Source organism: Cognaticolwellia beringensis (assembly GCF_002076895.1).
In the GTDB taxonomy this organism is placed as follows: Bacteria; Pseudomonadota; Gammaproteobacteria; order Enterobacterales; family Alteromonadaceae; genus Cognaticolwellia; species Cognaticolwellia beringensis.
Map to the genome: position 1 here is coordinate 3,468,112 of NZ_CP020465.1, position 20,319 is coordinate 3,488,430.

The window sequence follows — 20,319 nt, forward strand, 5'->3', positions numbered from 1 at the left end:
TTTAGACATGTTGAAGCTTTATTTATGAAAGTTATCGTTTTAGGTGCTGGTGTAGTTGGACTAACATCGGCATGGTACTTAGCCCAAGCAGGTCATCAAGTTGTTGTTCTTGATCGACAACAGGGCAGTGGTAAAGAAACCAGTTTTGCGAATGCAGGTCAAATTTCCTATGGCTATTCATCTCCTTGGGCCGGGCCAGGTATCCCGTTAAAAGCGCTTAAATGGTTAACTCAAAAACATTCTCCACTGGTTGTAAAACCCGGTACTTCACCAGCACTATACCTGTGGGCAATGGCAATGTTAAAAAACTGCAATGATAAAAGTTATCAAACTAATAAGGGCAGAATGCTACGCATCGCAAATTATAGTCGCCAATGCTTATTAGATTTACGTAAAGAACATGCTATAAAATATCAAGATCGTCAGCAAGGAACACTGCAAGTTTTTCGTCAACAGTCGCAAGTTGATGCAGTGCAAAAAGATATGAAATTATTAACCGACTACGGTACGCGCTTTCAACTACTGGACGTCGCAGATTGCATTCAAAAAGAGCCAGGATTAGCTTTAGTTAAAGATAAAATAGTTGCGGGTTTACATCTGCCTGATGACGAAACAGGAGACTGTTATCAATTTTGTCAGCAACTGACTGAGCTAGCAATAAAAGCAGGCGTGGAATTTAAATTTAACGTTCAGGTAAATAGAATATTAACAGAAAATGATAAAATAACCAGCGTTGATACCTCTATAGGTCAACTTAAGGCTGACGCATATGTTGTCGCATTGGGAAGTTATTCGGCGAATTTATTACACCCACTTGGCATCAATTTACCGGTATATCCAGTTAAAGGTTATTCACTTACCGTGCCTATTATCGATGCGGACCTTTCACCTGTATCAACCGTCATGGATGAAAGCTATAAAGTGGCATTAACTCGTTTTGATGATCGCATTAGAGTAGCAGGCACGGCAGAGCTAACAGGGTTCAATTTAGACATAGCCGAGAAAAGAAAAGCGACTATTGCCATGGTAGTTGAGGATTTATTTCCGCAAGCTGGAGATATGACTAAAGCCGAGTTTTGGACCGGATTACGACCAATGACGCCAGACGGTACACCAATTATAGGTAAAACTAAAATTAGTAATTTATATACCAATACCGGGCATGGCACATTAGGTTGGACAATGGCATGTGGATCAGGGAAATTACTTGCTGATATCGTCTCTGGTCAGCAAACCGATATTGACCCTAGTGGTTTGAATTCGTTTCGCTATTAGCTAGATTTAGGGGGGGCAAGACAAAATCAATATGACAATATTCAAGTCCGTAATAATGAGCAAAGCTGTAAAAATGCTGTAACTTACGATTGAAAGTTACCATTGAAAGTTACAGCTACATCTTATGCTTATTAATTTTTAGTGCGATTATTTAAAGCGTCTTCTTAATGCGATTAAGCCGGTAAATAGCAAGGCAAGCCAAGCGATAGAACCACCTCCGCTACTAGATTTCTCTGGCTCTGGATCTGGATTGGTAGTCGATAGCGATGAGTTTTTAACTGCGGCTAGACTACTTGCGGTATCAACGGTTGCATCAATAATATCCACAGAGACAATTGTTATAAAATTATCTACTCCAGGAACCAACTTGTTTGCACAATCACTCATACTATAATTAGGCATCGGTAAATCATTAAAACCGTTCTGAACTCCTGGGTCTGTATTGCACCTTGGTACGAGAGCAATGGTATCAATCGTTGTCATGCCATTTTCAATAACCTCACCAAACACCGTATAGCCGTAATTTTCTTGGTCTAATCTAGTATTATCATTAATATTTATAAACCATTGACTAGTGGCACTATCGACAGCCTCGGTTTTCGCCATTGCTATAGTACCTAAAACATTTGAGTAGACTGGTTCGTTTTTAATTGATAAACGGGTTTCAATCCAAGTGGGTGGTAGAACACCTTCAAATCTAGCTCCACCACCTTGAACAACAAAATTATCAATGCTGCGGTGAATAATAGTATTATCGTAATCCTTATTCATAACATATGTTAAGAAGTTATTAACGGTGATAGGTGTGGTTTCGTCATGTAAGTTAACTTTAAAGTTACCCTGAGAAGTAGTAAATTCCACAATAGTGGCAGATGTAGAAGCACTAGCAATCATCAGTGCTGTCATAGATATTTTTGAAAATGTAGAGAACGTCATAAAGTTATTACTTATTGCTGAACATGTTAATAGTGCAAGAATCATAATGGGCTTTTAAGAAAACAACAAGTTAAAGCATGGCTTAACTTTGCATCTGTAGATAATCTTTCATCGATATAAGTAACGGCGCAAATTTGATATTTACGCCGTTATATTGTGTGCCCGTAACTAACCTTTAAGTTTATTAGTTCAGCGCCGGATTCTTATCAAAAATGACTATGTGAAATTGACCTTACATTGACCTTACATTGATTTTAAAAAGCGTTCACTGCGCGGTATTAAATAATTATCATAATTTAATGAAAAAGCCACCATGGTTGACCGACCAATAATTTCAGTACGTGGCACTAGACCTATGACACGAGAGTCAGCACTGTTGTCGCGATTATCCCCCATAACCAGATAAAAGCCCTTGGGTATTGTTGTTGGTTGAAAACTTTCTAGCTGATAGTTTCTAGAATCCCCTGGTTTCAACTGAGTGCGAATTAAGTGACTCTGACCAGTGATATGTTCTTCACTCAATATAAAATTATCGTGTTCGGAAATAAGCTTGTAGTTAGCGGGCTTGTTATTTATCAATAATTTATTCTTATGCAGTGATACCGTATCGCCCGGAACGCCTATAACGCGTTTTACCAGACGTTTTTCTGCGGCTTCTGATTCAAAAATGACAATATCATTTCTTAACGGATCAGCAATTTTTACCAGTGAGTATTGGCTAAATGGTAACCTTAAGTCATAAGCCATTTTATTAATTAAAATGCGGTCACCTTCGACAATGGTTGGTTTCATTGAGCCGGTTGGAACATCATTCCAGTCCGCAACGGCACTGCGAAAAACTAGCATTAAACTAACAAATAACAATAAAGATTTGTTTTCTTTTAACAGGCGCGACAGACTTTTTTTCATGATATTCCTCTGATGTAATAGCTAAAATCTATAGATGAAATAACGACTCATCTTTGGACTGAAATTGCATTTTGAAGTTCATTTTCTAGCAGCTTATCAGCGATATCAAATGTAATTAATTATGTCAGTGGAGCTTTGTTTTTTCGCCTGCAGCATGATTTTTAATGGGTATATTTGCACTATCTACCTACTGTTCGTCACTATAACCCCAAGATGCGACAGGTGGTGTTACCGGCGCTGATAAGTCAAAATCAACACGAAATTCACGACCTTGACGAATTAACCTATAGGTAAACTTTTCAGGGTAGATAAACATTTGCCATGTATTACCGGCTGACTGTGGAATACCGGTATTAACAAACAATTGTTTTGAATATTCATCAGCAGGAAAAGACTGAACTTGCGCCCAGCCAGCGTCAATAGTATGACCACCATACATAGTGCTTTCATCATGACTGCCATCGCGGTGGCGGTGATCATGCTTTAAAGATAAACCTGAACCTGTTTTAGTGATAATCCAAGTTCTTGAGGCATCGTCACCAACATGGAAAGGAATTTCGAGCTTTTCATCAGAACACTTTCTAATATGCATGATGAGATCTTTGTTAGCAAAGCCATCACCGCTAGCATTGTCTATAGTGACCTGGCCTTGGAAGGCTTTATCACAATGAGCTTTTATGCTGTTAAAGAAACTATTATGTGTGTCGATAGACACTAAAGGCGCTTCACTCGCCGCGGTTGCAACATTTGCAAAATAAAAAATACTGCTGGAAAGTATTAACGTTAAAATGTTTGTTTTCGCTTTCATTAAATACACCTAAGTTGACTGAGTTTAAAACCTTAAGGTGTGATGCTATCAGATAACTTCCTAATAGGGTGTCGAAAAATTTTGTGATAGCAATTTAAGCACTAATACCGTAAAAATTTTCTTGTAGTCTTTTCGCTGGCAGCGCAAAATTGCCCGCAATTGCGGTGTAAAACTTTTGAGTGCTATAAAAATGAATTTAAAAACTGAACATGTCGTCATAGGGCTAACTGATCCTAAAAGCCCAACAAATGTCGGTGCGGTTATGCGAGCCGCTGGTTGTTATCAAGCGAATGAAGTGCGATATACCGGTGCTAGATATGCCAGAGCTGCAAAGTTTCATACAGATACTAAAGATGCATCACGTAAAATTCCCTTAAATGCGGTTGAGTCATTAATCAGTAATTTAGCGCCAGAGCAACGTATAGTTTGTGTAGATTTAGTTGAGGGCGCAATACCTTTACCTGAGTTTGAACATCCAGATAATGCGCTTTATATTTTTGGCCCAGAAGATGGCACCATAGCACAAGAGGTTATCAACCGTGCTGATGCCGTAGTTTATGTGCCAACCATAGGCTGCATGAATTTAGCCGCCAGCGTTAATGTTTTGCTTTACGACCGATTAGCTAAATCAAAGCACGCTATAGTGGGCGACGATTTAATTAAACGCAGCCGAGATACTAATAATACGGTCAGCGTGAAAGCTGGTTAAGTCTATGAACAAGCCCGCGGATTAACGAAATTAGCGGACTTAACTTTGTCGCAGAAGTGTTTTTATTTAATATAAAGGAGACTTTTAAATTAAATGGGTTGACTATTGTTAGAAAGTAGATACAATACGTCCCAGCTAGAAAGTAAGACCTATATTTATGTACAAAGTTTCGAAGTTATATTAGTAAGTAGCTCGTCCTGTTTAATAAGTAATAGCAACACTCTCTGCAACACCGCCTTACTTTTGAGGCATCAATTACGAATAAATAGGATAATACAATGTCTAATACAACTACTGGTACAGTAAAATGGTTTAACGAGTCTAAAGGCTTCGGTTTCATCGAGCAAGAGTCTGGTCCAGACGTTTTCGCACATTTCTCTGCAATCTCTGGCGACGGTTTCAAAACTCTTGCTGAAGGCCAAAAAGTACAGTTTACTGTTACTCAAGGTCAAAAAGGTCCTCAAGCTGAGAACATCGTAGCACTTTAATTAATATTTCTTAGCTGGCTACGCTAGCTTAAATATTAAATGTGTTAAAAAAAGGGGAGACTTAGTCTGCCCTTTTTTGTGCCTGTAAATAAATACAATGTCAGTAATTAATCAATATATACAACTTGTTGCGCAGAACACACTTAAACAAGATGCTGAGCAATACAAAGCCGCCCATGCGTTAGATGAACTGTCGCAAAAATTAATACTCGCACAAGATCAAACATCTTTAGTTTCCACGATAAAAAATCTATTTTCCAAGAATAAGCCCATTCAAGGGATCTATTTTCATGGCAGAGTAGGCCGTGGGAAAACCATGCTGATGGATTTATTTTATCAACAGCTCAACATACCCCGTAAGAGACGTATTCACTTTCACCACTTTATGGAAAGTGTGCATCAAATGCTGAAAGACTGTAGTGGTAAAGATAATCCCCTAATCTTGATTGCAAAAACGTGGTCTACGGAAGTTGATGTACTATGTTTTGATGAATTCTTTGTTAATGATATTGGCGATGCCATGTTATTAGCTGGCTTACTCCGTGCTATGCTTTCAAACGGTATAACCTTGATAGCTACGTCAAATTGTCCACCCGATCAGCTCTATAAAAATGGCTTACAACGCGCAAGGTTTTTGCCCACCATTGATGTTATTCACCAGTATTGCCAAATTATCTCTATTGACGGGCCGCATGATCATCGATTATTAATGACTGATATCCCAGATCTTAAATATCGAGACTTTTATATTGGCTGTGAAGTAAAAAGTAACTTCTTATTACATCACTTTACTGAGCTAATTACTGACAATGTTTGCTATAACGACAGCATTATTATTCATGGTAGGGTCGTTAATTTCTTAGCTTGCAGTGATAAAACTATTTGGTTTGATTTTATGACACTTTGTTCAAGCCCAAGAAGCCAAAGGGATTATATTAAGTTAGCAGATAATTATGCCACAGTGCTGATAAGTAACGTGCCGCAATTTAGTGGTAAATTAATTCCTGCGGTATTCTCCGGTGTTGAAGATGGTTACCAAAGAAGTGGTGTGGTGATGGGGCAATTAAGAGGGCTAGATGATGAGGCTCGACGCTTTATTGCACTTGTCGATGAATTTTACGATAGAGGTATTCGCTTAATTATTGCCGCTGAGGTTGATATTGCTGAGCTTTATCAAGGCACACAACTTAACTTTGAGTTTGCCCGTTGCCGATCACGATTGTTTGAAATGCAGCGATTAAATTACCTGTAGCCGTATTTATTTCCTTAACGCATCCATTGTTAAATTAACCATAAATTTAATTTACTGACTAAATTATGGCCTTATTAGTTTTTTATAAATAAAATATTTATTCTAAACTATTGATATAAAGGGAGTTATAATTTTGGCATTAGACTTGTAAATAATAACGTTAACAGGTGGTTTGTTGATATTAAAATCGCTCTAGAAACGCTAAATTTATAAAGGAAGATTAAGATGAAAACATTGATTGCTACAGCACTAATTATCGCAAGTTCAGCGAGTTATGCACACGATAACTCTTTTTCTAGTGAGTCATGTAATGTTGACTTAAATGGCGGCATTAATATCAATGCTAAAGAAATCATTTTTTCTAAAAATAAATCGCCACTTTATACCATAACCAACAATGATACTTTGATAATCAAAGGCGAAGAAGTTACTTTAACATCCCATCAGAAGTCATTAATACGTGATTATTCAAGCCATATACGTGATGTTGTACCCGAAGTAAAAAGTATCGCCTTAGATGCAATTGATTTAGCCATTGATGGCGTTAACTTAGCCTTTAACGAGTTGTTAGGTGAAGGGAATAACGTTAGTGCTGATCTCACCACACAATTAACGACTATACGTGGTGAAGTTGACGCTGAGTTTAACAAACAAAATAGTTTCTATATTGATGAAGATGGTTTTTCGGGTAAAGATTTCTTTGGTGACGATTTTGAGCAACGAATTGAGTCTGCAGTAGAAAGTACCATTAAAAATTCTTTAGGGACTTTAATGATTGCGGTTGGCCAAGAAATGCTATTTTCAGGTGGCGATATGGATGCATTTGAAACAAAAATGGATGATTTTGGCGAACTTATTGGCAATGAAATGGAAACTCGTAGTGAAGGAATAGAAAAGCGCGGTGAAGCTTTGTGTCAGTCAATAATGGTGATTGATGAAATGGAAGAGCAATTAAAAGACAGTATCGATGAAATTTCAAATTATAATTTTATCACGGCTAGCTCAAAATCAAGCCATAATAAGATTTAAATTATTGTGATCCCTTAGGTTAATAGCTTGCGGGTAGATAACAGATAAAGCGTAGCCTAATTTCGGTTGCGCTTTTTTATTGCCAATGCAACAGCTGCACGTTAAAGTAGCGCCCTCAATAGTCCTGACATACTCTTTATGCACGCTGTACAGCAACTTCACCAATATCGTAAAAGCCTAAGTACCACTACCTACAAATCGAGAGGCCAACGAGTGATTCGTTGTGAGTTGTGCCGTTTAGCAAAACCTTTTTGTATTTGCGCCTTGGCACCTAAGGTTAGCTCGCAAGCCGGATTTTTGATGTTAATGTACGATACTGAAGTATTAAAACCGAGTAATACCGGTAAGTTAATTGCAGATTTGATCCCCGACAGTTTTGCCTTTCTTTGGTCTAGAACCCAAGTAAACCCTGATATTATCACCTTGTTAAACGATCCTATGTGGCAACCTATGGTGGTTTTTCCAAAAGCTTATGCGGGTGATGAACGCGAAATTTTCGATAACAAAATTACGGTTACTTCAGGGAAACGTCCGTTATTTATTATGCTAGATGGGAGTTGGCGAGAAGCTAAAAAAATGTTTCGCCGCAGTCCTTATTTACAAAACTTGCCTGTGGTGTCATTTACCCCAAAAACACCTCAAGACTCGACCGAGCTTAGCTCACGTTATCAAATTCGTTTAGCGGCTAATAATACTGAATTAGCGACAGCTGAAGTTGCTGCACAGGTTTTGTCTTTAGCGGGAGAGCAAACTAATGCGGATTTACTCGATCTTTGGTTTGATGTTTTTAGTTATCAATATCAGCGCGGCGTTTGCCAAATAAATAAAGCTAATCCAAATGCTGTGGCAGATTACACAGAGTTTGCCAAACTTAATGGCATTACTTTGGCAAAAGATATAACTAACTAAAGCAGTTAATTCTAAAAGCTTAACTTTAAATGCATGAAAACACTGCAGCTAAAGCAAAACTATTTTATAATAATGCACATTATAGTAACGAGGTTAATTTATGAAGATATGTGGTGTTGAATTAAAAGGTAACGATGCAATTATTTGTATCATGTCGCGGGAAAATGGGTTGTACGACATACCAAATACGCGCGTACAAAAAATTAGTCTTGTTGATGCTGGCGATGCAGAACAAGTTCAAGGTTTTCAGTTTGCTTTTGCCAAACTGATGGAAGATTACAAAGTTGAAAAAGTAGTGATCAGAGGACGCGCTTTAAAAGGAAAGTTTTCGGGCGGTCCGGTTGGCTTTAAATTAGAAGCCGCTATTCAATTGATTAAAGATTTACCCGTGGAAATATTATCGGGTACTTTTATCAAAAAAGCGCTAACACGCAGCCAAGTCGATATTGATTTTCGTGATACCGGTTTAAAGCAATATCAGGAAAGTGCATTCGAAACGGTGTTTGCTTTTTTTGAAGGTAGTATGTATTTACAATAATATTGCACTGTATTGATAGATTTAAAAAGGGTCGCTATTTAGCGACCCTTTTGTATTTATGATGTATAAAATTTACTTACTCGATAAGCCTCGACGCTCAAGTAAAGGTTCTACTTTAGGGTCTTGGCCTCTAAAGCGACGGTACATAATTGTAGGGTCGTCTGTACCACCACTTTCTAATACATGCTTACGGTATAAGTCAGCGGTTTTTTGATCGAATATGCCATTCTCTTTAAAAGCTAACCAGGTGTCAGCGTCATAGATATTTGACCATATATAGCCGTAATACCCCGCAGAATAACCACCAGAAAAGATATGTGAGTAATAGCCTGTTTTATATCTTGGTGCTATTTGCGCTATCAAACCTATTTCTTTCAAGACATTTTTTTCAAAAGCATTAGCATCTTGCAGCTCAGCTGTTTCTAATGAATGCCAGCTCATATCAAGCAGTGCTGCAGCTAAATATTCTGTAGTACCAAAACCTTGATTGAATTTTCCTGAAGCTTGAATTTTTTCAACAAGGGCCTGTGGAATAACTTCACCGGTTTGATAGTGTTTAGCAAAATTGGCTAAAACTTCCGGCTCTGTCATCCAGTTTTCCATTACTTGTGAAGGATATTCAACATAATCTCTTGGTAATGATGTACCGGTTTGAGAACGGTAATAGCCATCAGATAATAAGCCTTGAATAGCATGACCAAATTCATGGAATAAGGTTGATGCTTGATCAAAGGTTAATAGCGTTGGTTTATCGCCAATAGGGCGAGGGTAGTTCAATACGTTGTAAATAATCGGAGTGACATCTTCACCATTCATACGATATTGCTTACGGAAGCTGCTCATCCAAGCACCACCACGTTTGCTTTCACGTACGTAGTGGTCTGTCATGTAGATACCAATATAACTACCATCTCGATCATACACTTCAAATGTCCGTACTTCCGGGTGATATTTTGGTAAGTCGTCACGCTCTTTAAAGGTAACACCCCAAAGTTTTTCAGCCGTAAAGAAAACCCCTTTTATTGTCGACTCTAAGGAGAAATAAGGTTTCGTTTCTGAGGCATCGATATCAAAGCGTTGTTTACGAATTTTTTCAGAGTAATACCACCAATCCCATGCGGCTACTTTGAAGTCGCCACCTTGAACATCGATCATTTTTTGAATATCTGCCGTCTCTTCTTTTGCACGTTCTAATGCAGCAGGCCAAACTTTATTTAATAATTCAAAAACATTTTCAGGGGTTTTTGCTGTAGCATTTTCAAGCACAAAATGTGCGTGAGTTTTATACCCTAGCAACTGCGCCTTTTGAAAACGAAGGCTTGCCATTTCGCTAGCGATTGCCTGGTTGTTATTAGCGTTATCATTATTACCACGTTGAGTGTAACCTTTATAAATAGTCTCACGTAGTTTACGATTGGTTGAATAAGTTAAAAATGGATTTTTACTCGGACGATGAGTAGTGAATACCCATTTGCCTTCGTGACCGCGAGCCGTTGCCGTTTCGCTTGCCGCAGCAATGATGTCTGCAGGTAAGCCATCAAGGTCAGCTTTATTGTCAATCACCATTTCAAAGCCGTTAGTTTCTGCGAGCAGGTTTTCACCAAACTTTAAACTTAAGCCGCTAAGTTTTTCATTTAACTCTCGTAATGTTAACTTGTCAGCATCATTTAAGTTAGCACCACCACGAACAAAACCTTTATAGGTTTTTTCTAATAGCCGCTTTTGATCTGTGCGTAAATCAAACACTTCTTGATTATCATAAACTTCTTTAACGCGCATAAATAAAGCATTGTTCAGCGCTATATCATCACCTAAAGCAGAAAGTTTAGGTGAAATTTCTTTTGCTATGGCACGCATTTCTTCATCTGACATGGAGCCAATTAAACCGTAGAAAGTTGTGCTAACTTTATTTAAAAAATCACCAGACTTTTCCATCGCCACAAGAGTGTTTTCAAAAGTAGGGCGTGATCTAACTCGTGTAATTGCTTCTATTTCAAGCTTTTTTTGTGCAATGCCGTGATAAAAAGCGGGTAAATAGTCACTCTTTTTAATTTTATTAAATGGGGGTATGCCATGAGGCGTATCGTACTCAGAAAAAAATGGATTGTTTGCGGTGCTTTCTACTTGCTCTACTTTTGCGACATCAGTTGCTGCAATATTTTGCTGACAACCGGCTAATGCAATGGCAATTGCCAATGGTGCGAGATAGCGAATTTTCATTAAATGACCTGCTTAGTTTCTACCCAGAGGGCTGATAAGATTTATTCAAAGTGATATATCACGATGAAGCTGTTACTGATTCTATGTTGCACTCGACATAGGTACAAGCGCATGATTAAAAAATTCGATGAGTGGTTCGTTATCGACGTTAAAAGCCTACTAATAGTGAGAAATATGTAGCGATTAAATATCATTTAACTATGGTGTACATGTGCATGATTAAAAAACACTCGACAAGGTGTTTGATAGTTTATAAAGTTATATACGATTTCTTTCGTATATTCTGGCGTCAATGGAATTTATTACATAAGGATTTGAAAATGAAATATATAAAATATATGCCGATTTATCTACTTTTAGCGTGTTTAGGTTGCACGAGTGTTGAGCGTGAAGAAGAGCAGAACACAAGAGTTGACTTGAATACGAGTTTATTTCCAGCAGATATACCGGTAGTGTCTGAAGCGGATCTATTTGCACTAACTGAGCAACAGCAACAAGAATTTTTAAATTTTTATCAGCAACGAATAGCGAAAGGTTATTTGCCACATGAAGGCGTTCAACACTTTTTAGTCAGTCACTTATCTAACTTTACTTATTACGGGAAAACTCATACAGCGAGTGAAGCAATGACTAAAAATAGCGGTAATTGTATGAGTTTAGCGGTATTAACCACAGCGTTTTCTCGACTCGTTGGAGTTGATATGGACTACCAAAAAATGCACTCGTTACCTATTTATGAAAAGCACGGTAACGTTATTCTGTCGTCAAGTCATGTGCAGTCTTTGTTGTATGATCCTAGTTTTGTCGCTGAAGATGATTACATTTACCTTAACCGTCCCGCGATAGTTATCGATTACTTTCCTCAAGACGATAATATTCGCTCAAAAAAGGTAAATTCTAATAAATTTTTGGCAATGTATTATGTCAATAGAGCGGCTGAATTTTATCTTAGCAAAGACTTCGAAAGTGCGTTTTCTTATGCAAAACATGCTTATTTATTAGATGAAAACAATGTTTCATCGATTAACTTATTGGCTTTACTGCATAAGAAAAAAGGCGATGAAGAAAGTGCAGAACGTTTGTATTTAGCGGCAATGGCAAGTAGTGATGTTAATATCAGCGTTTTAGATAATTATGTTAACTTATTGATTAAACAAGGTAAGCTAACAGAAGCACAAGAGATTAAATCTCGTATTGAGAATATTTATGATCCTAATCCGTATCACTGGCTTGAAAAAGCCCAATTAGCGAGATATAAAAGTGAATATGATGATGCTGTACGCTTTTATCGTAAGGTGATTAAGCTAGCCCCCTATGTTAAGCAAGCTTATTTTGAATTGCATGAGGTTTATCTTTTGCAAAATGATAAACAACAAGCAATTTCAATTTTGGAAAAAGCACTTCCTTGGTTACATGAGCCAAAGAAAAAGCGTCAGTATAAAAAACAATTATATCAATTAAGCGCTGCTAGTTAATTTTTACTCAACTATCTCAAGTTCTTCAAATGATGTGTTATTTCCCATATTTATAATTCATTATAGGGATTAACTTTACGGTTTGACCTTGTTATTTAACTAACTCTTTAACCGCTAGTTCAAGGCGAGGGTCTGAAGTATCAGAACTAGTATATTTGAATATTACTTGCTTGTGCTTATTGATGAAATAAGTGGTAGGAGTACCCTTTACTCCATAAAGCATGGCGACTTCATCGCCGTTAACTGCAGTAGGGAAGCTATAGCCTCGTGCGGCTAGCTCATCTTGCGGTAGAGCGCCGTCATCTTCATTAAAACTAATGGCAACAAGTTTCACACCTTGGTGTTGATATTTTCTCTCAAGCTCAACAAGTTTAGGTTGTAGTACTTTACAATAAGGGCACCAAGTCGCCCAAAAATGTAAAATTGTCGCTTTCCCGTCTAATTGAGCTGAAGATATAACGTCTCCAGATTGGGTTTTAAGTTCCCACTCGGGTGCTTGCGGGGCAACTGATTTAATTTCTTCTGCATTAACATTAATTGAAAAAATAGTTAATGCAAGTAATGTGACCGGGATGAGCTTTTTGCTAAAGGTTTGTAAATAAATCAATTGGGTTACCCATGAAATAAATGATGTCGTATCTCAATTGACCTAGTAAAGTGGATTATCGTTTCAAAAAAGTTTAGTTATTTTACTTTAGTTAATTTAATTACATTAGTTATGCTAATTCGCGTTAGCCAAAGATAAATTGTGCTCGGCTAAAATCAAATCGGCTGCTTTAGCTGCAATCATCATCGTTGGTGCGTTAGTGTTACCACTAATTAGCGTTGGCATTATTGAGGCATCTACAACACGCAATTGCTTAATTCCTCGAACCTTTAATTGCTCGTCGACAACCGATAATTCATCTTGACCCATTTTACAGGTGCCAACAGGGTGATAGATGGTATTACACTTTTCTTTTAAAAATTGGTGAATTTCTTGATCTGTACTGCAATGTTCATCAGGGAAGATATATTTTATATGCGTAGATGATAATGGCGGTGATGATAAGATCTTTTTAGCAATTTTTACGCCTTTAATCATGGTATCAATATCATCTTGATGGTCTAACATATTCAGTTGAATACGCGGATGTTGAGATATTTTATTGCTATTAAGCGTCACCGTGCCACGACTTTGGGGCCTAAGCAAACAAACATGGAGTGATATGCCATAGGTACAAAGTAATTTATGATTTCTGCCGTGGTCATCCATAGCCGCGGGTACAAAGTGCAATTGTAAATCAGGTTCTGACAATGTTGGCTCTGATTTGATAAAACCACCCGTTTCTGCAATAACTGTGGTTAACAAGCCCGCACGTTTGGTGATGAATTTTAATGCTTCTTTTGTGCCCCACCAAATGGCTTTCGGGCGATAGGCTAATAATTCCGTTCTTTTATGTTGTGCGACAGTGAGCACATCAACATGATCTTGCAAGTTTTTACCCACACCTTCTAGCGCCTGTACAAGCTCAATATCATGTTTTGCTAATTCTGTTTTAGGCCCGATGCCAGAAAGCATCAATATTTGTGGAGAATTGATCGCACCAGCACTGACGATGACTTCGCGCCTCGCTGTTAATTGCTCAATCTTACCGCGGTGTTTAAATATAACACCCGTGGCAATGCCGTTTTCAATCACCACTTTTTCGACTTGGGTTTGGGTAATAACCGTTAAATTACTGCGGTGTAAATTAGGCGTTAAAAAGGCTTTCGCTGCACTGTGTCTTAAACCGTTTTTTTGAGTGACCTGATAGTAGCCAATACCTTCCTGTGACGCGCCATTAAAATCATTGTTTTCGGGGAAGCCTGCTGTAATTGCAGCTTCTATGAAGTCTTGGTTAATCGCTGGCTTTGATACCGAGTCGGCAACATTAAGGGCACCGTCGACACCATGAAAATCGTCTGCACCACGCTCTTGATGTTCAAGGGCTTTAAAGTAGGGTAACACTTCATCAAAGCTCCAGCCTGGGTTACCTAAACTATGCCAGTGGTCGTAATCTTGTTTCTGACCTCGGACATAAAGCATGGCGTTTATCGAACTGCTACCACCGAGCGTTTTGCCGCGAGGAGTAAATATTTCTCGCTTATTTAACGTGTCTTCCTGATGAGAGTTAAATTGCCAATTTAAAGTGCGACTTTGCAATAGGGCTATAATGCCAATAGGTAGGTGAATTAACCAGTTTTTATCGGCTTTACCGGCTTCTAAAAGGCAAACGCTATGCTCACCACTAGCTGATAATTTATCAGCTAACACACATCCAGCGGAGCCACCGCCAATTATTACAAAATCAAATGTTTTCACATAGCACCATAAAAGTTTACGTTAATTTATTGTCATCACTAACACGTCGGACCACTATGGTGCAAAATAATTATTTATTCAAGTATTCAACTGACTTGTAGGACAAAAAAAAGCTGAACATATGTTCAGCCTTTGTAAATACAATTCGAAAAGTAACAAGTTCTAGTTACGGCGAGTTAATTTAAGCCAAGTACTTTTTTACCTTGTTTAAAAGTGATGTCGACAGGAATCTTTGCCGTTTCTAAACTGGCTAAATCTGCTGCCAAACTACTGTTAATGACCCCACTTTTTGCGACTAACTTATCAACACCATCGTAATCGCCGTTTCCTTGTAGCGTTAAAATAAGTTCAGATAAAGAATCAATAGCGGCGGTCATTTTCTCAACATTAACGCTATATAAGCCTTGTTCATTGCGTGAGAATGCTTCATGTTCAGCAAAGTAGTTAAATCGAACCATATTGGCTTTACCATGAGCTGAACTTGCACCAAAGCGCACCGAGCGGAATATACCGGTTAAGAACGTTGTGTAATAATCCTCTAAGGTCCCTTCAGTGATAACGTTTTTGGCAAGCAATTGACGTATCATGTAAAGGCCGAGAATATCTGCTTTGCCTTCTTCAAGCGCTGAAGCATGTTCTTTTAATGATTGACGTACACTGCCTTTGTCATTAATGGTGTTTTTAATACCTAAACCGTGCGCCACTTCATGAAACATAGTATTAGCGAAGAATGCCGTAAAAGTAACGTTTTTACGTTGCTCTGGCACAATCAATGTTTCAGCAATTGGGCTCATAATGGCATCAAACTTTGCTCGCATGGCATTTTTTAACTGTAAGCGACGTGTCCCTTTTTCTAGTTGTACTTGTTCATCGTTTGGTAAGTTAATCGCAATGGTTTTACCGCCAGCATTTGCATGACCGGCATAATAAATAACGTCATAAGCGTTTAAGTCAGCATCTGAGCCTGGAACTTCCGCTTTATATTTTTTACTCACCGGCAAACCACGTTGTAATTCAGGTAAAAATGCGGCGTATTTAGCAAGCTTTTCACTCCATGACATATCTTTGATCAGTACGTAAGATTCAAACGCAGCACGATAACCAAAAAGTTGATCTTCATAGGTTTCAATTGGACCGATAACAATATCAATGGGATTGTTTTTCATGTCCATCCAAGCAAAGTCAGATGCTTGGAAGTCATCATTACGTATTGCTTTAGCGCGCATATTAAGATAATTGGCGAATTCTTTGTCATCAGCAAAGGTGGCGGCTTTTTCTAAAATTACCGCAATGCGATTAATTTCATCACTATAGGCTTCTGAAAAGGCAATAGTGCTTAAACCACCATTTTTGTTTCTCAGTACCAATGAGTACAAACCATTTTTGTCATCAAAAGTTGCTTTTTCAAATTCAGCTTTGCTCATATCGCTAGGATAGAACTGAGCGCCATGATTTTTAGTTGCTGTATTAGTTAGAAAAGCTTTGTCGCCATTTAATCGATCCCAAGGACCATAATTAATACGAGCAAACTCTCTCACTTTTTCATCACTGATTGAAGCTAAGAAACTGGTTTTATCTTGGCCAAAAGCTTGTTGCCAGAATAAATCATCAATAATGTCTGAAGCTTCGATCAGTAAAGACAACATTTTTTTCTGGTTAGCTGATAGATGCGATAAGTCAGCTGTTAAGGTAACAGTTTTGTATATATCTAAGCGGTCTTGATATTCGGGTAATAAGTTAACACTTGCCGACGGTGTTACTTCGATGTTGTTGCCACCGCAAGCTGTTATTGTGCCAGCGATGATGAGCATAGAAGCGATTTTTGAAAGTTTCATGTAAGGTTTCTCTTTATAAATACCGGCTAGAGACTAACAAAATTAGTGATAAGCGCAAGCTCAAAGAATAAAAAATTATTCATCTTAAGGTTTTTCAGGCATAAAAAAACCGGCAGAAGCCGGTTTTTTAATTCTGTACAAAAATTAAAGCGCTTTGATAGCAGCGTTTAAACGGCTCTTGCTACGAGCTGCTTTATTTTTGTGAATAAGACCTTTGCTTGCATAACGATCTAAAATCGGTGCAGCAGCAGCAAATTCTGTAGATGCTTTTTCTTTGTCACCGGCTTCGATAGCAGAAATTACTTTTTTAAGTAAAGTACGCATCATTGAGCGACGGCTTGCATTGTGTTGACGGCGCTTTTCAGATTGTAATGCGCGCTTCTTAGCAGACTTTGAGTTAGCCAAGGTGAACTCCTAAAATTGAATAAATATTGCCTAAATTTAAGGCGACGAAATATGCCTGTTTTTAACTGGTTTGTCAAATAATTTACTGCTTTAATTTGACCGTTCGGATTATTACCCGTTTGTATAAATAAAACCAATGGCGCATTCTAAAGTTTTTAGTCAAAAGTTGGAAGTGTTGTTGTACTTTGATTTGAATAATTTTTGATATATTTGCTATTTATATTGTTTTTTTTTCAAAAACAGCACATTTAGGCCTTAGATAGTGGGGTATCATATTTTTAACAAAACTAGATTGTTAAGGTATTAAAGTATTGTCTATCAATTTATAAAAGCCTCATAATAGGGAAATATGAACTATTGAACGAAAAATCACGTTTTTTCATTGAGAAAAAATTAAATAAACTAATGAAATTGACATTCGTTTGTCAAAAATATTTCAAAGAAAAAATTTAAAATAATAATATTATTGAGGCTGTCTGTTTGAGTAAAAAATTAATTAAGTCGGGACTTATTGTTAGTGCTATGACATTAATTTCTCGTGTCCTTGGCTTAGTACGAGATGTTGTCATTGCCAATATAATGGGAGCAGGGGCGTCAGCTGATGTTTTCTTTTTTGCGAATAAAATTCCTAATTTTTTACGCCGTCTTTTTGCTGAAGGCGCATTTGCCCAAGCTTTTGTTCCGGTATTAAGTGAATATCACACGCTTGATGAAGAACATACCACCAATGAAACAAGAAAATTAATTGCGCAAGTATCAGGCACGTTAGGTGTAATTATTACTTTAGTTACCTTATTTGGCATGATCGCGTCGCCATTGATTGTGGCTTTGTTTGGCTTTGGTTGGTTTTTAGATTGGCTAAATGATGGACCCGCTAGTGCAAAGTTTGACCTTGCTAGTACTTTATTAAAAATTACCTTTCCCTATTTGTGGTTCGTTAGCTTTACCGCACTATCAGGCGCAATATTAAATACTTATGGTCGCTTTGCGGTTTCAGCATTCACTCCTGTACTGTTAAATGTAGGGATTATTGCTTGCGCTATTTACCTAGCGCCGGTGATGGATAATCCGGCTTTTGCACTTGCTTGGGGGGTATTTTTAGGTGGTTTTATCCAATTTGCTTTTCAATTGCCATTTTTATATCGCGCGGGGGCTTTAGTTAAGCCTACATGGTCATGGCATTCTCCTGGCGTAACAAAAATTCGCAAACTTATTATTCCTGCGCTCTTTGGTGTATCAGTAACACAAATAAATTTACTACTCGATACTATTATCGCCAGTATGCTGATCACCGGTTCTATCAGCTGGTTATATTACGCTGACCGTTTATTGGAATTTCCACTGGGCTTATTTGGTATTGGTATTGCAACAGTAATATTACCGAGTTTAGCTAAATTACATACCAAGAAAGACACCCAAGAATTTAGTGACACGATAGATTGGGGACTGAGAATTGTTTCGCTATTTGGTTGGCCGGCTTTAGCTGGTTTAATGGTGTTAGCGCAGCCAATTATAATGGTGTTGTTTATGCGAGGTGAGTTTACTGAATTTGAAGTTTTACAAGTGTCATATGCATTGTTTGCTTATCTCTCTGGTTTGCTAAGCTTTATGTTTATTAAAGTATTAGCGCCGGGGTTTTACGCACGTCAAGACACTAAAACACCGGTAAAAATTGCCATTAAGGCAATGGTTGCCAATATGGTGTTTAATTTGATGCTTGCACCGTTTTTTGGTTATGTTGGGTTAGCCATAGCGACAACTTTATCAGCAACGCTAAATGCGATGATGCTTTATCATGGTTTGAAATCCGCTAATGTCTTTCAGCTTTCAGGTAAAACTTGGTGGTTTATTGCACGCCTTGTATTCTCTGCAGGGGTAATGGCGTTAATTGTTTACCAGGTATCTCCTGAGTTTGATGTCTGGCTTGCTTATAGCTTTGTAGAACAAGTTCAGCAACTTATTATTTGCATTTTTGGTGGTATATCAAGTTATTTAATTTGCTTACTTTTATTAGGTATTCGACTTTCAGATATTAAAGTTACACAAAATAGGCTTAATTAAGGTTAGATTAATCTTAAAATATCTATCGCTAAGGGCTGATTCTTATTGCTGACTAATATATAATTCATCGGTTTTTATTCTTTAATGATTTAGCTAGTACAAAACATGACTAGCAGTAAGGTTTTTAATTTCATGCAATTAACACGTGGCATTCATAACATGCGCATTAACGTTGATAACAATCGTCAAGGTTGCGTGTTAACTATCGGGAATTTTGACGGTGTTCATTTAGGCCATCAGCAGGTTATTACTGCGTTAGTTGAAAAAGCAAAAATGCTGAACTGTGAAGCCGCTGTATTGGTGTTTGAACCCCAACCACAAGAGTTATTTTCGCCTGAAACAGCACCGGCAAGATTGTGTCGATTACGTGACAAATATGCCTTATTAAAAAATTTAGGTATAGATAGATTAATTTGTATCAATTTTAATAGGAAGTTTGCTAGTCTAACCGCCGAGACGTTTATTGAAGAATTATTAGTTAAACGTTTATCGATAAAACACTTGATTGTTGGTGATGATTTTCATTTTGGTAAAAATCGCCAAGGTAATTTTTCCATGCTTAAAGCCGCAGGGAAAAAGTTTAATTTTTCCGTCTCCGATACCGCCAGCCATAAATTAGCCGGTTGTCGAGTGAGTAGTACGGCGATTAGACAACTATTAGAAAACGATGATTTAGACGCCGCGAAAGCTATGTTAGGGCGTCCATACTCTATCATTGGAAAAGTTTTTCACGGTGACAAGCGTGGTCGTGAAATGGGTTTTCCGACCGCTAATGTAAGATTGAAACGCCGTGTTTCACCTGTCTCAGGGGTATACGTGGTGCAGGTTAACAGCCAATTTGGTCAGCACTACGGTGTGGCCAATATAGGCTCAAGACCAACAGTTGCCGGTATTAGGCAACAATTAGAAGTACATATATTTAATTTTGATGACAATTTGTATGGTGCAGTCATTGAAGTAGTTATGTTGAAAAAACTACGTAGCGAACAGAAGTTCAGCTCGCTATCTGCACTTATTGAACAAATTGGTATTGATACAGAACAAGCCCGCACTTTTGTGCAGCATTTAGCGATAACTTAACGACATCGTAGCTATTAATTAACGTTAAACTAGCGATAAATTAAGA

At 37.8% G+C, this 20,319-nt stretch carries 18 protein-coding genes; 10 read left to right on the forward strand and 8 right to left on the reverse strand.

Annotated features, from left to right (window positions below; genetic code table 11):
- Window positions 1-24: 24 nt before the first annotated feature.
- Window positions 25-1,275 carry a D-amino acid dehydrogenase gene (locus B5D82_RS14620; protein WP_081152545.1) on the forward strand — a complete coding sequence of 417 codons (1,251 nt, stop codon included), beginning with the start codon at window positions 25-27 and terminating at the stop codon, window positions 1,273-1,275.
- Between the two features lie 147 nt (window positions 1,276-1,422).
- Here the strand turns inward: B5D82_RS14620 and B5D82_RS14625 are convergent, their stop codons facing one another.
- From B5D82_RS14625 to B5D82_RS14635, 3 genes are all read right to left on the reverse strand, one after another.
- Entirely contained in the window at window positions 1,423-2,211 is a 789-nt protein-coding gene (locus B5D82_RS14625; protein ID WP_081152547.1) for a peptidylprolyl isomerase, read from the reverse strand.
- A 243-nt stretch (window positions 2,212-2,454) separates the two neighbouring features.
- A complete protein-coding gene (gene lepB / locus B5D82_RS14630; RefSeq protein ID WP_081152548.1) occupies window positions 2,455-3,120 on the reverse strand; it encodes a signal peptidase I in 666 nt (221 codons plus the stop codon).
- 187 nt (window positions 3,121-3,307) lie between these two features.
- The gene (locus B5D82_RS14635; protein WP_081152550.1) at window positions 3,308-3,928 is read right to left on the reverse strand and encodes a hypothetical protein; all 621 of its coding nucleotides are present in this window, start codon (window positions 3,926-3,928) and stop codon (window positions 3,308-3,310) included.
- A 190-nt stretch (window positions 3,929-4,118) separates the two neighbouring features.
- On the opposite strand from B5D82_RS14635, the gene B5D82_RS14640 reads away from it, so the two are divergent.
- From B5D82_RS14640 to B5D82_RS14665, 6 genes are all read left to right on the forward strand, one after another.
- Entirely contained in the window at window positions 4,119-4,637 is a 519-nt protein-coding gene (locus tag B5D82_RS14640) for an RNA methyltransferase (RefSeq protein WP_081152551.1), read from the forward strand.
- A 278-nt stretch (window positions 4,638-4,915) separates the two neighbouring features.
- Window positions 4,916-5,125: a cold-shock protein gene (locus tag B5D82_RS14645; RefSeq protein WP_077287100.1), complete on the forward strand. Its 210-nt coding sequence runs from the start codon at window positions 4,916-4,918 to the stop codon at window positions 5,123-5,125.
- A gap of 97 nt (window positions 5,126-5,222) precedes the next feature.
- The gene (gene zapE / locus B5D82_RS14650) at window positions 5,223-6,377 is read left to right on the forward strand and encodes a cell division protein ZapE (protein WP_081152553.1); all 1,155 of its coding nucleotides are present in this window, start codon (window positions 5,223-5,225) and stop codon (window positions 6,375-6,377) included.
- A 225-nt stretch (window positions 6,378-6,602) separates the two neighbouring features.
- On the forward strand, window positions 6,603-7,406 hold the full coding sequence (locus B5D82_RS14655) for a DUF2884 family protein (protein WP_081152554.1): 804 nt from the start codon (window positions 6,603-6,605) through the stop codon (window positions 7,404-7,406).
- 138 nt (window positions 7,407-7,544) lie between these two features.
- Window positions 7,545-8,315 (forward strand): tRNA-uridine aminocarboxypropyltransferase, encoded by a 771-nt coding sequence (locus tag B5D82_RS14660; protein WP_081152556.1) that lies wholly within the window; start codon window positions 7,545-7,547, stop codon window positions 8,313-8,315.
- Window positions 8,316-8,415: 100 nt separating this feature from the next.
- On the forward strand, window positions 8,416-8,853 hold the full coding sequence (locus B5D82_RS14665) for a DUF3010 family protein (protein ID WP_081152557.1): 438 nt from the start codon (window positions 8,416-8,418) through the stop codon (window positions 8,851-8,853).
- A gap of 72 nt (window positions 8,854-8,925) precedes the next feature.
- On the opposite strand, the gene B5D82_RS14670 is transcribed toward B5D82_RS14665, so the two are convergent.
- Complete coding sequence (locus B5D82_RS14670) at window positions 8,926-11,073, reverse strand: M3 family metallopeptidase (protein WP_081152559.1); 2,148 nt, start codon at window positions 11,071-11,073, stop codon at window positions 8,926-8,928.
- Window positions 11,074-11,393: 320 nt separating this feature from the next.
- Here B5D82_RS14670 and B5D82_RS14675 point away from each other — a divergent pair, with 320 nt between their 5' ends.
- Window positions 11,394-12,548 carry a tetratricopeptide repeat protein gene (locus tag B5D82_RS14675; RefSeq protein ID WP_081152560.1) on the forward strand — a complete coding sequence of 385 codons (1,155 nt, stop codon included), beginning with the start codon at window positions 11,394-11,396 and terminating at the stop codon, window positions 12,546-12,548.
- 91 nt (window positions 12,549-12,639) lie between these two features.
- On the opposite strand, the gene B5D82_RS14680 is transcribed toward B5D82_RS14675, so the two are convergent.
- From B5D82_RS14680 to rpsT, 4 genes are all read right to left on the reverse strand, one after another.
- Entirely contained in the window at window positions 12,640-13,155 is a 516-nt protein-coding gene (locus tag B5D82_RS14680) for a TlpA family protein disulfide reductase (RefSeq protein WP_245807483.1), read from the reverse strand.
- A gap of 114 nt (window positions 13,156-13,269) precedes the next feature.
- Window positions 13,270-14,892 (reverse strand): GMC family oxidoreductase, encoded by a 1,623-nt coding sequence (locus B5D82_RS14685; RefSeq protein ID WP_081152562.1) that lies wholly within the window; start codon window positions 14,890-14,892, stop codon window positions 13,270-13,272.
- A 176-nt stretch (window positions 14,893-15,068) separates the two neighbouring features.
- Window positions 15,069-16,727 carry a dipeptidyl-peptidase 3 family protein gene (locus tag B5D82_RS14690; RefSeq protein ID WP_081152563.1) on the reverse strand — a complete coding sequence of 553 codons (1,659 nt, stop codon included), beginning with the start codon at window positions 16,725-16,727 and terminating at the stop codon, window positions 15,069-15,071.
- A gap of 144 nt (window positions 16,728-16,871) precedes the next feature.
- On the reverse strand, window positions 16,872-17,132 hold the full coding sequence (gene rpsT, locus B5D82_RS14695; protein WP_077287120.1) for a 30S ribosomal protein S20: 261 nt from the start codon (window positions 17,130-17,132) through the stop codon (window positions 16,872-16,874).
- Between the two features lie 480 nt (window positions 17,133-17,612).
- On the opposite strand from rpsT, the gene murJ reads away from it, so the two are divergent.
- Entirely contained in the window at window positions 17,613-19,193 is a 1,581-nt protein-coding gene (gene murJ / locus B5D82_RS14700; RefSeq protein WP_081152565.1) for a murein biosynthesis integral membrane protein MurJ, read from the forward strand.
- A gap of 132 nt (window positions 19,194-19,325) precedes the next feature.
- Window positions 19,326-20,273 (forward strand): bifunctional riboflavin kinase/FAD synthetase, encoded by a 948-nt coding sequence (ribF, locus tag B5D82_RS14705; protein WP_081152566.1) that lies wholly within the window; start codon window positions 19,326-19,328, stop codon window positions 20,271-20,273.
- Window positions 20,274-20,319 lie beyond the last annotated feature (46 nt).